Origin of the sequence: Saccharothrix coeruleofusca (assembly GCF_017876325.1) — a bacterium.
In the GTDB taxonomy this organism is placed as follows: domain Bacteria; phylum Actinomycetota; class Actinomycetes; order Mycobacteriales; family Pseudonocardiaceae; genus Actinosynnema; species Actinosynnema coeruleofuscum.
Genome location: NZ_JAGINV010000001.1, coordinates 2,193,209 through 2,206,803, shown reverse-complemented (window position 1 = coordinate 2,206,803; position 13,595 = coordinate 2,193,209). Strand labels below are relative to the sequence as shown.

General features: G+C 72.1%; 14 protein-coding genes. 6 read left to right on the top strand and 8 right to left on the bottom strand.

The features are described 5' to 3' along the window. Position 1: 1 nt before the first annotated feature. Entirely contained in the window at positions 2 to 652 is a 651-nt protein-coding gene (locus JOF41_RS10290; RefSeq protein ID WP_229796179.1) for a phosphoribosyltransferase, read from the top strand. A 7-nt stretch (positions 653 to 659) separates the two neighbouring features. Here JOF41_RS10290 and JOF41_RS10285 read toward each other — a convergent pair whose 3' ends face one another. Then, positions 660 to 1,202 carry an SPW repeat protein gene (locus tag JOF41_RS10285; protein ID WP_189226520.1) on the bottom strand — a complete coding sequence of 181 codons (543 nt, stop codon included), beginning with the start codon at positions 1,200 to 1,202 and terminating at the stop codon, positions 660 to 662. A gap of 105 nt (positions 1,203 to 1,307) precedes the next feature. Then, a complete protein-coding gene (locus tag JOF41_RS10280) occupies positions 1,308 to 2,051 on the bottom strand; it encodes a metal-dependent hydrolase (RefSeq protein ID WP_189226521.1) in 744 nt (247 codons plus the stop codon). Positions 2,052 to 2,180: 129 nt separating this feature from the next. Between JOF41_RS10280 and JOF41_RS10275 the strand changes: the two genes are divergently transcribed. Together JOF41_RS10275 and JOF41_RS10270 are read left to right on the top strand one after the other, a co-directional pair. Beyond that, positions 2,181 to 2,546 (top strand): MmcQ/YjbR family DNA-binding protein, encoded by a 366-nt coding sequence (locus JOF41_RS10275; protein WP_189226522.1) that lies wholly within the window; start codon positions 2,181 to 2,183, stop codon positions 2,544 to 2,546. 144 nt (positions 2,547 to 2,690) lie between these two features. Beyond that, positions 2,691 to 4,217 carry a glycoside hydrolase family 43 protein gene (locus JOF41_RS10270; protein WP_209618096.1) on the top strand — a complete coding sequence of 509 codons (1,527 nt, stop codon included), beginning with the start codon at positions 2,691 to 2,693 and terminating at the stop codon, positions 4,215 to 4,217. Positions 4,218 to 4,396: 179 nt separating this feature from the next. Here JOF41_RS10270 and JOF41_RS10265 read toward each other — a convergent pair whose 3' ends face one another. Then, a complete protein-coding gene (locus tag JOF41_RS10265; protein WP_189226524.1) occupies positions 4,397 to 5,512 on the bottom strand; it encodes an endo-1,4-beta-xylanase in 1,116 nt (371 codons plus the stop codon). A gap of 216 nt (positions 5,513 to 5,728) precedes the next feature. On the opposite strand from JOF41_RS10265, the gene JOF41_RS10260 reads away from it, so the two are divergent. Both JOF41_RS10260 and JOF41_RS10255 read left to right on the top strand, forming a co-directional pair. After that, positions 5,729 to 6,484, top strand: coding sequence for a ZIP family metal transporter (locus JOF41_RS10260; protein WP_209618092.1), 756 nt, complete (start codon positions 5,729 to 5,731; stop codon positions 6,482 to 6,484). 37 nt (positions 6,485 to 6,521) lie between these two features. Then, entirely contained in the window at positions 6,522 to 6,740 is a 219-nt protein-coding gene (locus JOF41_RS10255) for a DUF6343 family protein (protein ID WP_189226526.1), read from the top strand. 5 nt (positions 6,741 to 6,745) lie between these two features. Here the strand turns inward: JOF41_RS10255 and JOF41_RS10250 are convergent, their stop codons facing one another. The 3 genes from JOF41_RS10250 to JOF41_RS10240 form a co-directional block, all read right to left on the bottom strand. Then, positions 6,746 to 8,203 (bottom strand): peptide MFS transporter, encoded by a 1,458-nt coding sequence (locus JOF41_RS10250; protein ID WP_209618089.1) that lies wholly within the window; start codon positions 8,201 to 8,203, stop codon positions 6,746 to 6,748. A 139-nt stretch (positions 8,204 to 8,342) separates the two neighbouring features. Beyond that, positions 8,343 to 8,870 (bottom strand): general stress protein, encoded by a 528-nt coding sequence (locus JOF41_RS10245; RefSeq protein WP_229796180.1) that lies wholly within the window; start codon positions 8,868 to 8,870, stop codon positions 8,343 to 8,345. Between the two features lie 78 nt (positions 8,871 to 8,948). Next, positions 8,949 to 10,262, bottom strand: a complete 1,314-nt coding sequence (locus JOF41_RS10240; protein ID WP_209618085.1) for a nucleotide disphospho-sugar-binding domain-containing protein — start codon at positions 10,260 to 10,262, stop codon at positions 8,949 to 8,951. Between the two features lie 154 nt (positions 10,263 to 10,416). Between JOF41_RS10240 and JOF41_RS10235 the strand changes: the two genes are divergently transcribed. Continuing rightward, complete coding sequence (locus JOF41_RS10235; RefSeq protein WP_209618082.1) at positions 10,417 to 11,232, top strand: aminoglycoside 3'-phosphotransferase; 816 nt, start codon at positions 10,417 to 10,419, stop codon at positions 11,230 to 11,232. Between the two features lie 45 nt (positions 11,233 to 11,277). Here JOF41_RS10235 and JOF41_RS10230 read toward each other — a convergent pair whose 3' ends face one another. Then, positions 11,278 to 11,946 (bottom strand): TetR/AcrR family transcriptional regulator, encoded by a 669-nt coding sequence (locus tag JOF41_RS10230; protein WP_307867356.1) that lies wholly within the window; start codon positions 11,944 to 11,946, stop codon positions 11,278 to 11,280. A gap of 137 nt (positions 11,947 to 12,083) precedes the next feature. Continuing rightward, positions 12,084 to 13,436, bottom strand: a complete 1,353-nt coding sequence (locus JOF41_RS10225; RefSeq protein WP_209618079.1) for a glycoside hydrolase family 10 protein — start codon at positions 13,434 to 13,436, stop codon at positions 12,084 to 12,086. Between the last annotated feature and the right edge of the window lie 159 nt (positions 13,437 to 13,595).

Sequence of the window (13,595 nt, the reverse complement as noted above, 5' to 3'; positions counted from 1 at the left end):
CGTGGCCCTCGGCACCGCCCTGTTCGCCGACCGCGCCGCGGCGGGCCGGGCACTGGCCGAGCGGGTCGCCGCCCACCTGGCCGGGGACGAGCGGCCGCTGGTGCTGGCGCTGCCGCGCGGCGGGGTGCCGGTCGCCGTGGAGGTGGCCCGCCGCACGGGCGGCGACCTCGACGTCGCGGTGGCCCGCAAGGTGGCCGCGCCGGGCAGGCCGGAGGTGGGTGTGGGGGCGGTCGCCGAGGACGGGCCGCCGGTGTTCGACCGCCGGGCGCTGGCCCGCTGGGGTCTCACCGAGGACGGCCTCGCCGAGGTCGTCGAGCGGGAGCGCGCCGAGGTCCGGCGACGGGTCCGGCGCTACCGCGGCGACCGTCCGGTGCGGGCGGTGGCGGGCCGGGTGGTCGTCGTGGTGGACGACGGCCTGGCCACCGGCGTCACCGCGCGCGCCGCGCTGCGGTGGCTGCGCGGCCTGGGGCCGCGACGGCTGCTGCTGGCCGTGCCCGTCTGCTCGCCACCCGCGGCCGAGGACCTCGCCGGGGACGCCGACACCGTCGTCCGCGTGCACGCGCCCGCCGGGTTCCGGGCGGTCAGCCAGTGGTACGCGGACTTCACCCAGCTCACCGACGCCGACGTGGACCGGGCGCTGGGCGGGCGCTGATGGCCGGTCAGCGGCCGCCCCGGTCCTGCCGGGGGATGGCGTGGCGGTGCCGACCGCGGCCCGCGACGGCGCTCAGCACCGCCGTCACGACCACCAGCGCGCCCACCGCGATGCTGTTGACGGCCGCCGTGGCCGACCCCGACCACTCCTGGTAGCCCAGCACCAGCGGCGCGAGCACCAACCACAGACCCAGCACCACGCTGACCACGCCCAGCCACCGCACGCGGTCCGGGGCGAGGGAGCGGGCCAGCGCCAGCACCGCCACGGCCCCGCCCAGCACGATGTCGTGCCAGTAGCCCTCGAAGCCCTCGCCTGGGTGGGCGTAGTGCAGCGCGAACGGGGCGATGGCCAGCCACACGCCCGCCAGGAAGGCGATCGCGCCCGCCGCGCTGGCCAGGGCGGGCTCCTGCGGCACGTGGTACATCGGCCCGTAGTACATCGGCGCGCCGAGCGGGTAGACCTGCGGTGTGCCCGCCTCCGGCGACAGCGGGTCGGGAGCGAGGGGCGCCTCGTCGGGCCGGGACGGCGAGGTGGGCCTGGGCGAGGTCATGCGATCCTCCAGCGGCCGCACGGACGGTGGTGTCGCTGCTCGGTTTCCCGTGGCGCCGAACCCAAACCCGGTGTCACCCGACCGTGTCAACTCCGGCGCGCCCCGTCAGTTGACCGCGCCGACCAGCGCGGGCCACACCCCCGGCAGCAGCAGCACGCCCGCGACCACGCAGCCGGGCCAGATCAGCAGCGTCTCCACCGGGCCACCGGTGCGGAACCGCAGCAGCTTGGGCGGCCGCAGCTCGTACCAGGTCTCCCCGGCGATGGGCAGCGGCCACAGGAACGGGCAACCCGACCGGGTCAGCGCGTCGCCCAGGCAGTGCACCATGCAGCCCACGGCCACCGCCCACCCGATCCACCCGGACACCGCGGCCAGCTGCTGCCCCGGCTCGCCCTGCCAGATCCACCACCCCGCCACGCCGAGCAGCACCAGGACCAGCCAGTCGCCCAGCACGTCAACGGCCAGCAGCACGGCCACCCCGAGCACGACCACGACCGACCAGACGTCGGTGCGGGCGGTCCACCAGTTGATCCACAAGCCCAGCACCACCGCGAACAGCACGGTGTGCGTGGCGTGCCGGTGCCCGCCGGACACGCGCTCGTCGCGGCTGCCCTTGGTGATCTGGTACAGGCCGCGGGACAGGAACCGCACGACGGAGGACAGGGCGCCGGTGAGGGGGCCCGCGAAGCGGGAAGCGCTGGAGGAGGGGTGGTCGAGGTCGGGCAGCAGCGCCGCCCCGGCCGTGACGGTGGCGACGACGAGGGCCTGCGGCAGCGTCGGCGCGCCGAGGCCGGGGGCGAGGGCGAGGCCGGCGCACCAGCCGGTGGCCGCGTGGGTCCTGCCGAGCATCGGGCTCCTCCCTGGTCGGGTCGATCACCTACGTAGTAGCCCCATCGAGCCGATCTTGAACGCGCGGGCCGGGCAGCCGCGTGGGAGCCGCCTCCTATACTGCGTTGCCTGGACTTGCGGGGGGCTGCGGTGGCTGTGCGTGGTGACGAGTTCTTTCGACTGCTGGGCGCGCTCGTCGAGGTGGAGCGCGCGGAGAACGAGCAGTACAGCTCCTTCAGCGTGCGCGGCAAGCGGTTCGGCTACTACTGGCCGCGCACCCAGACCGTGGGCTTGAAGCAGACGCTGTCCGAGCAGCGGGCGCTGGTGGCCGAGCGGCCGGAGGTCTTCGAGGAGCAGTTCACCGCGGGCGGCTTCGGCTGGGTGGTGGTCCACCTCGACGGCATCGAGGCCGACGAGCTGGCCGAGCTGCTCTTCGAGGCGTGGCGGTTGTCGGCGCCGGAGGAGCTGGTCGCCTCGGTGCCGGACTGGGCGGAGCGCTCCCCGGTCGCGGGCTGAGCCGCGCTGCGATCATCCGGGCCGCTCGCCCCGCGAGCTCTGGACAGTCCCGCTCGGGCGTGCTGGGATCGACGAACAGCAATTTACAACGTTGCAAATCTCACGCGACCACCCGTCCCGGCGACCGCAGATTGGACGAGCAAGGTGACTGCGAACAGGCGTGGCAGGACCACCGCCGCGGCGTTGACCGCGTTGGTGATCGGCGGCCTCCTCACGGCCCCACCCGTCGGGGCCTCCCCCGCCCCGACCGTTCCCGACCACTCGACGGCCCCTGACTACTCGACGGCCGAGGCGGGCAACCCCTTCGTGGACGGCTGGTACGCCGACCCCGACGTCGCGGTCTACGACAACCGGTACTGGGTCTTCCCGACCTCGTCCCGGCCCTACGCGGAGCAGACCTACCTGGACGCGTTCTCCTCCCCGGACCTGGTGCACTGGACCAAGCACCCGAACGTGCTCACCACCGCGGCCGTGTCGTGGGCGACGAAGGCGGTCTGGGCGCCCGCGCCCGTCCAGCGCAACGGCAAGTACTACCTCTACTTCGCCGCCAACGACATCCAGAGCAACGCCGAACTGGGCGGCATCGGCGTTGCGGTCGCCGACCGACCCGAGGGGCCGTACACCGACGCCATCGGCAAGCCGCTGATCAGCCAGTTCGTCAACGGCGCGCAGCCCATCGACCAGGACGTGTTCATCGACTCCGACGGGCAGGCGTACATGTACTACGGCGGCTGGGACCACGCCAACGTGGTCAAGCTCAACAGCGACATGACCAGCCTGGGCACCTTCGAAGACGGCAGCACCTACAAGGAGATCACGCCGTCGAACTACAAGGAGGGCCCGCAGATGTTCAAGCGGGCGGGCAAGTACTACCTCATGTGGTCCGAGGACTACTGGGGCGGCCCGAACTACTCGGTGTCCTACGCCATGTCCGACTCGCCGACCGGGCCGTTCACCAAGCTGAGCAAGGTGCTCGGCCAGGACCCCGCGGTGGCCCGCGGTTCCGGCCACAACTCGGTGCTCAACGTCCCCGGCACGGACATCTGGTACATCGTCTACCACCGCAGGCCGTTGAGCAGGACCGACATCAACCACCGGCAGATCAGCTACGACCGGTTGAACTTCAACGTCGACGGCACCATCCAGCCGGTCACGATGAAGGTCAAGGACAACTTCGGCGACGGCAACGCCGTGGGCTGGACGACCTACGGCGGTTCGTGGTCGGCCTCCGGCGGCCGGTACGACGCCGCCTCGTCGCCGGGCGGCAAGGCGCTGCTCGACACGAACTTCGCGAACTTCACCTACGACGCCGACGTCACCCCCCGGTCCGCGCGTGGCGATGCCGGGGTGGTGTTCAGGGTGAGCCAACCCGCCAACGGAACGGACAGCTACCGGGGCTACTACGCCGGGATCAGCGCGGCGGGTCGCGTCGTGCTCGGCAAGGCGGACAACGGCTGGACACCGCTGGCCTCGGCTCCGCTGACCGTGCGACCGGGGACGCGGCACCACCTGCGCGTCCAAGCCGTCGGTTCGACGATCGAGGTGTACGTCGACGACCTGTCCGAACCCAGGATCACCGTCACCGACACCAGTTTCACCAGCGGCGCCAACGGTGTCCGGGTGTTCAACACCGCCGCCGGCTTCGACAACGTCTCCGTCTCCCACCGGTAGCCGCCCACCGCGAACCGAGCACCCGGACACCGCGAACCGAGCGTTCGCGTACGTCGGGTAGTAGTTACCGGCCCCACGGGCCACCTCGGGTGGTACTTGCCGACGTGGTGGGGCATGGGGAGCTGATGCGGTCAGGGAGGCGAACCGGCGGTTCGCCTCCCTGACCGATCGCGGGCGCTTCAGCGCTTGGCGAGGGTGGAGCGCAGTGCGTAGTAGGCGGGCTTGCGGCCGAAGTCGTCCCACATGACCGTCGCCGCGCCCTCACCCTCGAAGAACACCGGGACCCACGAGTACTTGTCGGTGAAGCCCCAGATGGTGAAGGAGTCGCAGCCGTCTACGTTCAGGCACGCGGTCAGCGTGCGCTGGTAGTAGTCCGCCTGCTGGGCCAGCTGCTCGGCGGTGGGCACGCCGCTCTCCGGCAGGTCCATCCGCACGTCCAGCTCGGTGATGGCGGTTTCCAGGCCGAGGGCGGAGAACCGCTTCAGGTTGGTCTCCAGGTCGCCGGGGAAGCCGTACCGCGTGCTCAGGTGCGCCTGCGCGGAGAACCCGTGCACCGGCACCCCTTCGGCGCGCAGCTGCTTGATCAGGGCGTAGTAGGCGTCGCTCTTGGCGTTGACGCTCTCCACGCCGAAGTCGTTGAAGAACAGCTTCGCCTTGGGGTCGGCCTTGTGCGCCCAGCGGAACGCGTCCGCCACGATGCCGGGGCCCAGCTCGCGGATCCAGATGTTCTCGCTGCGCAGCGCGCCCGTATCGGTGAAGATCTCGTTGGCCACGTCCCACTGCTGGATGCGACCCGCGTAGCGCTTGACCACGGTGGTGATGTGCTCGCGCAGGATCTCGCGCAGCTGCTCGGGGGTGAAGTCGCCCTGCTCCAGCCACTCCGGGTTCTGGCTGTGCCACAGCAGCGTGTGCCCGCGCACGACCTGCCGGTTCTGCTTGGCGAACCGGACGATCGCGTCGGCCGCGGCGAAGTTGTAGCGGTCGCGCTCGGGGTGGATGTACTCCCACTTCATCTGGTTCTCGGGCGAGACGGAGCTGAACTCCGCGGCGAGCACCTCGCGGTACGGGCGGTCGGAGCTGAAGGGGTCGGGGTAGGGCTGCTCCTCGTGGTGACCGCCGCCCGCGACGGCGGTTCCGATGTAGAAGCCCTTGGGCGCGGCCGAGCGCAGGGTTTCCTTCTTGGCGTGGCCCGGCCGGTCACCGAGCTGCTGGGGCGCGGCCGAAGCCACCAGTGTCAACGGCACTGTCAACGCCACCGCGGCGATCGCGGCGGTGGCCAGGCGGGTCGGCTTCATCAAGGATCTCGCTTCCTCGCGACGACGGATCTCGAAACTTTCGGTTAGAAATGTAAAATTTTCGAGATGCCGGACCTTAAAATGGTCGCGGAGGCAACGTCAAGAGCGCGATCAGCACTCGTCGTGGCGCCGGACCCCGCGCGGGCCGTCCACCGGGTGGGAAACGGCTGCCCACGGGTACCTCTGACCTGGGACGAGCACCAGGGAGGTTCCCGGATGCCGGAAGTCGTCGAGGCAGGCCTGTGGGGGTTGTTGGCCGGGTCCGCGCTGGTCGTCGGCGCGTTGGTGGGCTACCTGACGCGCGTGCCGCCCAAGGTGCTGGCGGGGGTGATGGCGTTCGGCAGCGGCGTGCTGCTGTCCGCCGTGTCGTTCGAACTGATCGCGGAAGCCGAGGACCGCGGCGGCTTGACCGCGACGGCGGCGGGGGCGGTCGCGGGGGCCCTGGCCTACACCGGCGCCAACGTCCTGCTGGCCCGCCGGGGCGCCCGCCACCGCAAGCGGTCGCGCGACCGGCAGCCCTCCGAGCAGGAGAAGCCGGGCTCCGGCACGGCCATCGCGCTGGGGGCCCTGCTGGACGGGATACCCGAGTCGATCGTCATCGGCGTCAGCCTGCTCGGCGGCGGCGCGGTGAGCGCGGTGACCGTGGCCGCGGTGTTCATCAGCAACGTCCCCGAGGGCCTGTCCAGCGCCTCCGGGATGCGGCGCGCGGGGCGGGGCAAGGGCTACGTGCTGGGCCTGTGGAGCGGCATCGGCGTGGTCAGCGGCCTGGCGGCGCTGTTCGGGTACGGCGTGCTGGGCGGCGCCTCCCCCGCCGTGCTCGCGGCGATCACCGCGCTGGCAGGCGGCGCCATACTGGCGATGATCGCCGACACGATGATCCCCGAGGCGTTCGAGGAGGCCCACCTGCTGGTCGGGCTGATCACCGTGCTCGGGTTCCTGCTCGCCTTCGGCCTGTCGCGGGCGGGTGGCTGACGCGTGTCGACGCCGCCCGCCGGGGAAGCCCACCACCATGACCGACGACCTCCCCCCGCCCGCGCCACCGCGCAGCGCGCTGACCCTGCGCCTGTGGCTGGCCTCCTTCGGCATCGTGTTCTGCGGCGTCGCCGCCGTGCTGGCGCTGCGCGCCGACCTGGTCGTGCTCGCCGTGGTCATGGCCGTGCTCGTGGTCGTGCTGATCGTCGACCTCGGCCGCGTGATCCAGCGCAAGATGCGCGGCGAGCCGGGCTGAGCCCCTCAGTGGACACCGCTCATGAGCCTGCGGATGTAGGGGCTCGCCAGGGCGAGCAGGACGCCGAACAGCACGGCCCCGCCGCCGACGAGGGCGAAGTACGGCGTCTCGTTCTCCGCGCTGTAGTACTCGGCCAGCGAGCCCGCCGTGGCCGTGCCCAGCGCGACGGAGAGGAAGTTCAGCGCCACCATCTGGGTGTGGAACGCCTTGGGCGCGAGCTTGGTCGACAGCGACAGCCCCACCGGTGACAGCAGCAGCTCCGCGACGCTGAACACGAGCAGGATGACGACCAGCACCAGCAGCGGCGTGCTGTTGCCCCGGCCGCCCGCGGTGGGCAGGAACATCAGGAAGGCCACCCCCATCAGGACCGTGCCCAGCGCGAACTTGGCCGGGGACGACGGCTGCCGCGAACCCAGCTTCGTCCACAGCGCCGCGAAGACGCCCGCCAGCACGATGATGAACACCGGGTTGATGGAGTTCGCCCAGGCCACCGGCATCTCCCAGCCGAAGAAGGTGCGGTCCAGCCGCTGGTCGACGTAGATGGCCACCACGGTGAACTGCTGCTGGAACAGCGCGAAGAACACGAAGCTGGCCACGAACATCGGGATGAAGCTGAGCACCCTGCGCCGCTCCACCGCGGTGATCCTCCCGCTGGAGAGGATGACCGCGAAGTAGGCCACCGCGGCGGCCAGGATGACCACCACGGTCACGTTGGCCAGGTTGGCGGGCCGGATCACCCCGGTCAGCACCAGCACGACCACCACGGCCACCGCGGCCAGCGCCGCAGCGGCCACCAGCGGCCTGCGCCCGGCGGACAGCGGGTTCGGCACGGCGTTGACCTCGTCGGGGAGCTTCCGGCGGCCGAACGAGTACTGGACCAGCCCGGCGGCCATGCCGATCGCGGCCAGCCCGAAGCCGTAGTGGAAGCCCAGCTCCTCCTGGGCCAGGCCGGTCAGCAGCGGCCCGACGAAGGCGCCCAGGTTCACGCCGAGGTAGAACAGGGAGAAACCGGCGTCGCGGCGCTCGTCGCCCTCGGCGTACAGGGAGCCGACGATGGCGGTCGCGTTGGCCTTGAGCCCGCCGCTGCCCAGGGCGACCGCGCACAGGCCCACGCCGACACCCGCGAAACCCGGCAGCAGCGCCAGCGCGAGGTGGCCCACCATGATCAGGATGGCGCTGGCGAACAGCACCCGCTCGGAGCCCACCAGCCGGTCGGCCACCCACGCGCCCACGATCGTGGACAGGTAGACCAGTCCGCCGTACGCGCCGACGATGCTGGCCGCGGTGGCCTCGGGCAGGCCCAGTCCCCCTTCCGCGGCGGAGTAGTAGAGGTAGATCGTCAGGATGCCCTGCATCCCGTAGAAGGAGAACCGCTCCCACATCTCCACGCCGAACAGGTGGGCCAGGCTCCTGGGGTGTCCGAAGAAGGTCCCCTCACGGGTCCGGCCTGAGACCGCGTCCATGACTCCGCCTCCAGGTGGTGATCCGCGCACCGCTGGTGATTACCGCGTCACCACGGGTACCCGCGCGCAAACGCCTGCCGGGACCGTGGCGCCGGTCCCGGCAGGCGGATCGGGTGGCACTGGCGGACACGTCCGGTCGTCAGGCCGCGGGCACCGCGTGGCCGCGCCCCGGAGCGCCCGGAGCGTCGAGCAGCTGCGCCGCTCGCGCGGCGTGGTCGGTGTCGACCAGCACGTCGTAGCTGTCGGCGCGCATCCCCGCCACCGACGAGAAGTCGCGCCTGCCGCCGGTCATCGCGTGGCCGATGAGGCCGAACAACGCGCCCAGGATCGCGCCGAAGACCGCCCCGTACAGCGCCAGCAGCAGTCCGGAGATCAGCGGGTTGATCCAGTCGAACAGGCCGAACAGCCACCCGAACAGCGCACCCAGCAGCGCGCCGGACAGCGCCGACTGAGCCGCCGCCCGCCACGTGGTCAGCCGACCGGTGACCTGCTCGAAGCTGCTCAGCCCACGACCCACGATCGCCGTGCGCTCCACCGGGAACCGCTGGTCGGACAGGTGGTCCACCGCGCGCTCGGCCTCGGCGTAGGTCTGGTAGGAGGCCACCACCACCTGGCCGGTGGCCGCGGGCGCGTGTCCGCCTGGTTGGTAGGACTGCGGTCGAGTCACCGCTACCACTTCCTCGCCCATCGCGTCATCTGCCGTCGCCCACGGGTTCCCGCCCGCGCACGGCTCAACCGCTCCCGGTCACCTGCCGGGCGTCGACGCCGACGCGGCGACCAGCTCCAGGACCGACTCCTCGATCGCGTCGAACGGGTCGTGGCGGGCGTACTCCTCGGCCAGCCGCGCGGCCCGGTACCGGTACGACGGGTCGGTCAGCACGGTGCGCACCGCGCGGGCGATGTCCGCGCGGGCCGGGCGCTGGACGGCCAGGTCGATGGCCGCGCCGGTCCACGCCGCGCGGGCGTTGACCTCCATCTTGTCCTCGGTCAGCCCGGCCAGCACCAGCGGCACGCCCGAGCTCAGCGCCTGCTGCACCCCGCCGAACCCGCCGTTGCTGACCAGTACGTCGGCGTGCGGGAGGAGTTCACCGAACGGGATGAACTCGGCGACCCTGGCATTGGCGGGCACGCGGTCGAGCCGGGCCGGGCGGCCGAGCGTGGCGACGACCAGCGCGTCCAGGTCGGCCAGCGCGTCCAGGGTGGGCTGCACGAGGTCGTCGAAGTCCTTGTTGGCCGCCGTCCCCTGGGATACGACGACCACCGTCCGCGCGTCCAGCACGTCCTGCCACCACTCGGGCAGCGGCCCCTTCCGCGTGGTGACCGGGGGCGGGGCGCCGACGTAGCGGACCGAGGGGGGCAGGTCGCCGCGCGGGTAGTCCACGCCCTGGACCGACAGCTGCAGGAACCGGTCGGGCAGGGTCACCAGCCCGTCGATCACGAACGGCGGCTCGCGCGTCGCGCCGACCGAGGCCAGCACGTCGACCAGGTACTGCTGGGTGGTGGCGAAGACCTCCTCCCGGAAGAACCGGTTGGCGGCGCGGTTGCGGACCTTGCCCTCCGGCGAGTCGTCCGGCGGTTGCCCGAGGCCGAACGGGGCGAGATCCTCACTGCTCAGCGACAGCGGCACCACGCCGAGGCCGATGACGGCCGCCGGGCTCAGCCCCGGCGCGCCCAGCCGCACCGGCCATGCGCCCATGAAGGCCAGTTCGTGCACCAGCGCCACCGGCTCGTCGCCCGCTTCGGCCAGCAGCGCTTGGAGCGTGCGGTGCTGGTCGGGCATGGGCCGGACGAACGTGTTGCGGACGCCGAAACCCAACCGCTCCGGACCGGGCGGGATGTCCGCCATCTCCGGGAAGTTCTTCTCCTCGTCATCGGCCGCGAAATCGGCGATGCCGTGCAGCGGGACGAAACGGGCGCCGGTCGCCTCGGCGGCGGCCCCGAACTGCGAACCGCTGGTCAGCGTCACGTCGTGGCCGCGGTTGACCAGGTCTTGCGCGACGGCGCGCACCGGGGTGAAGTGGCCGGTCGCGGGCGCGGCCGCGACTATGATCTTCGTCATGGCGGGCGAAGGTAGCGGCTGCCCGGTGGACCGGTCGTCGATCGGGACGAGAACTGCCCGATCTGCCCTCAGTCGCCGATCGGGGAATATCCGCGGTGGGTGAGCCGGAAAGCCGCTTGGCGCCCTGGCCGTCGCCTGGCACGGTCGTGCTCTTGTGAGCAGCCTCCCCACCACCGCCGAGGTCCCGTTCGACCCGCTGCCCGTCCCCCGCGCCGTCACCGCGCTCGCGGGCGACGCCGCCATCACCCCGGTGTGGCGCAACGAACTCGGCGGTCTGACCTTCCGCCTCGACGGTGCGGACGGCGGCGCCAGGTACCTCAAGTGGGTCGCCGCGGGCACCCCCGAGATCGACCTGGCGGGCGAAGCCGAGCGCCTGACCTGGGCGCGGCCCTGGGCGCGCGTCCCACCCGTGGTCGACCAGGGCGCCGACGCCGAGGGCGCGTGGCTGGTCACCGCCGCCGTGCCGGGACGCTCGGCGGTGGAACCCCGGTGGCGGGACCGCCCGGCCGTGGCGGCGGCCGCCATCGGGAGCGGGCTGCGCCTGCTCCACGACGCCCTGCCCGTGGACCGGTGCCCGTTCGACTGGGGTGTCCAGCGGCGGCTCGCGCGCGCCGACGAGCGGTTCGCCGAAGGCGGAGGACCGGCCGACTGGGCTCCCGAGCACCGGCACCTGTCACCGGCCGAGGCGCGAGCCCTGCTCGGCGCACCGCCCGCGATCGACCGCCTCGTGGTCTGCCACGGCGACGCCTGCGTGCCCAACACGCTGCTGCACGACGACGGCACCTTCGCCGCGCACGTCGACCTGGGGTCGCTCGGCGTGGCCGACCGGTGGGCCGATCTCGCGGTCGCGACGTGGAGCCTGGCCTGGGACTACGGCCCCGGTTTCGAGGACGTCCTGTACGACGCGTACGGGGTTGCCCCGGACCCCGAGCGCATCGCCTACTACCGGTTGCTCTACGACCTGGCGTGAGCGCGGAGCGCCGCACACCTGCCGTGGCGGTGGGGCGGGGCTCGGTCAGGAACGCCGCGTCACGGGCGCGGTCCACAGGCCGGTGATGGCGTCGACCAGCCCGGTCGCCGTCTCGTCCCACGTCGACCTCGTGGGGGTCGCGCCCTCGGCGAGGGCGCGCTCGCGTTCGGCGCACACGTGCACCATCAGGTGGCGGACCATGTCAGCGCGCTCGGCCCGCACCTGTGCGGGCAGGTCCGGCAGGCAGCGGTCGAGCCCGTCGACCACCCGCCGCAGCGAGGACGTGGCCAGCGCCTCCTCGGCGAGGATCCGCCTGGACGCCGGGTCGGTCATCACCTGCGCGCTGAACCGGGCGAACCAGGTGGGGCCGCCCAGCGACGCCAGGTGCGCGGTGACCGGCCGGACCAGGCAGGCCACCCAGTCCCGCACCTCCCGCGAGCTCTCGGCGTCGGCGGCCATCTCCAGCCGCAACGCCTCCATCGGCGCGGTGCGCCTGCGCACGATAGCCCGCACCAGATCCGCCTTGGTGCCGAAGTGGTAGCCCACGGCGGCGTTGTTGCCCTGCCCCGCCGCGGCGCTGATCTGCCGGTTCGACACCGCGTACAGCCCGTGCTCGGCGAACAACCGCTCCGCTGTGGTCAGGATCCGCGACCGCGTCGCACCGACCTGTTCGGCCCGTGTCGTCCTGCCGACGCCGGTCACCGCGATCACCACCGTCCAGACACCACGCGCTCCTCCGACCGCCGGGCGCTCGTCGCGGTCGAGCCTATAGCGCGGACTCCCGGAACCGCGTCGACCACGACCGCGCCGCCCGGTGCGGGGACGGTCCCGCACCGGGCGGTCGACGGCGCTCAGCCGGTGGCGCAGCTGGGCGTGATGCCCTCGGCGGTGCCGCTGCCCTGGAAGCCGAACTCGGTGGACTGGCCCGCCGCGACGCTGCCGTTGTGGCCCACGTTCGTCCAGTCGACAGTGCCGGAGTCACCGCTGCGCTCGGCGTTCCACGCGCCGACGACGGTCGTGCCCGGCGGCAGGGTGAGCGTCACCCGCCACCCGCTGATGGCCGACGACCCGGCGGTGACCTTGACCGTGGCGACGAAGCCGCCGTTCCAGGAGTTCACCGACGCCGCGGCGGTGCAGCCGGTCGGTCCACCCGGCGTGGTCGTGGTGGTCGTGGGGGGCGTCGTGCCGCCCGCGTTGAGGGCTTCGAGGACGGCGTTGTAGGCGGCCTTCTTGTTGCCGCCGCTGTCGAACAGCAGCGGGGTGCCCGAGGCGCGCCAGGAGTCGCTGTCGCGGATGCCCCACACCGTGATACCCGCGCAGCGCGCCACGGCCAGGCAGGCCTGGGTGACCCGCCGGAAGTTCTCCGCCTGGGTCTGCCCCGAGCCCTCGATGTCCAGCTCGGTGATCTGCACCTCCACGCCCAGGTCGGCGAAGCGCTGCAGGGTGGTCTGGTAGTTGCCCGGCACCGGGCTGGCGCTGTTGAAGTGCGACTGCAACCCCACGCAGTCGATCGGCACACCGCGGGACTTGAAGTCCTGCACCATCCGGTACACGCCCTGGGTCTTGGCGTGCGACCAGTCGTCGGTGTTGTAGTCGTTGTAGCACAGCTTCGCGCCCGGATCGGCGGCCCGCGCCGCCCGGAACGCCGCCTCGATCCAGTCGTTGCCCGTGCGCTGCAGGTTGGAGTCCCGCCGCGCGCCGCTGCTGCCGTCGGCGAAGGCCTCGTTGACCACGTCCCAGGCGTAGATCTTGCCCCGGTAGTAGGTCGCCACCTGGGTGACGTGGTTGAGCATCGCCTGCCGCAGCCCCGAACCCTCCATGCGCTGCATCCACGGCGGCTGCTGGGAGTGCCAGGCCAGCGCGTGCCCGCGCACCCGCTTGCCCTGCGCCCGTGCCTGGTTGACGATCCGGTCGGCGTTGCCGTAGCTGAACTGGCCCTGGTTGGGCTCGGTCGCGTCCATCTTCATCTCGTTCTCGGCCGTGACCATGTCGAACTCACGGTTGAGAATGTTCACGTAGGTCGAGTCCGAGAGCTTGTGCGCCGCCACCGCCGTCCCGAAGTACCGACCGGTCTGAGCGGCCGACGCGGCCAGCGTGGTCGCCGCGTTGGCGGATGTCGCCGCGAGCACGGCGGCTCCTGTGCCCGCGGCCACCAGGGTCGACACGAGGGCGATTCGTAACACTGACGTCGATGTCAGTTTCATGGTAGGCACCTCTGGGGGAGCACCTGCGGTTTCAGCAGGTGGGAGGGCGATCCGGTCCTGAAACGTTTAGCAGTATTGACCGAAACAGATCGCCCCGGCAAGCCTGCATCCTGCCGCAATCGAGCACAGCCACCCGCTCAGCAAGCCCGTCAACCGCTT

Coding starts and splice junctions, on each gene's coding strand:
- JOF41_RS10285 (WP_189226520.1), bottom strand. CDS start 1,202: ATGACCTCGCCCAGGCCCACCTCGCCGTCCCGGCCCGACGAGGCGCCC.
- JOF41_RS10280 (WP_189226521.1), bottom strand. CDS start 2,051: ATGCTCGGCAGGACCCACGCGGCCACCGGCTGGTGCGCCGGCCTCGCC.
- JOF41_RS10265 (WP_189226524.1), bottom strand. CDS start 5,512: ATGAAGCCGACCCGCCTGGCCACCGCCGCGATCGCCGCGGTGGCGTTG.
- JOF41_RS10260 (WP_209618092.1), top strand. CDS start 5,729: ATGCCGGAAGTCGTCGAGGCAGGCCTGTGGGGGTTGTTGGCCGGGTCC.
- JOF41_RS10255 (WP_189226526.1), top strand. CDS start 6,522: ATGACCGACGACCTCCCCCCGCCCGCGCCACCGCGCAGCGCGCTGACC.
- JOF41_RS10250 (WP_209618089.1), bottom strand. CDS start 8,203: ATGGACGCGGTCTCAGGCCGGACCCGTGAGGGGACCTTCTTCGGACAC.
- JOF41_RS10240 (WP_209618085.1), bottom strand. CDS start 10,262: ATGACGAAGATCATAGTCGCGGCCGCGCCCGCGACCGGCCACTTCACC.
- JOF41_RS10225 (WP_209618079.1), bottom strand. CDS start 13,436: ATGAAACTGACATCGACGTCAGTGTTACGAATCGCCCTCGTGTCGACC.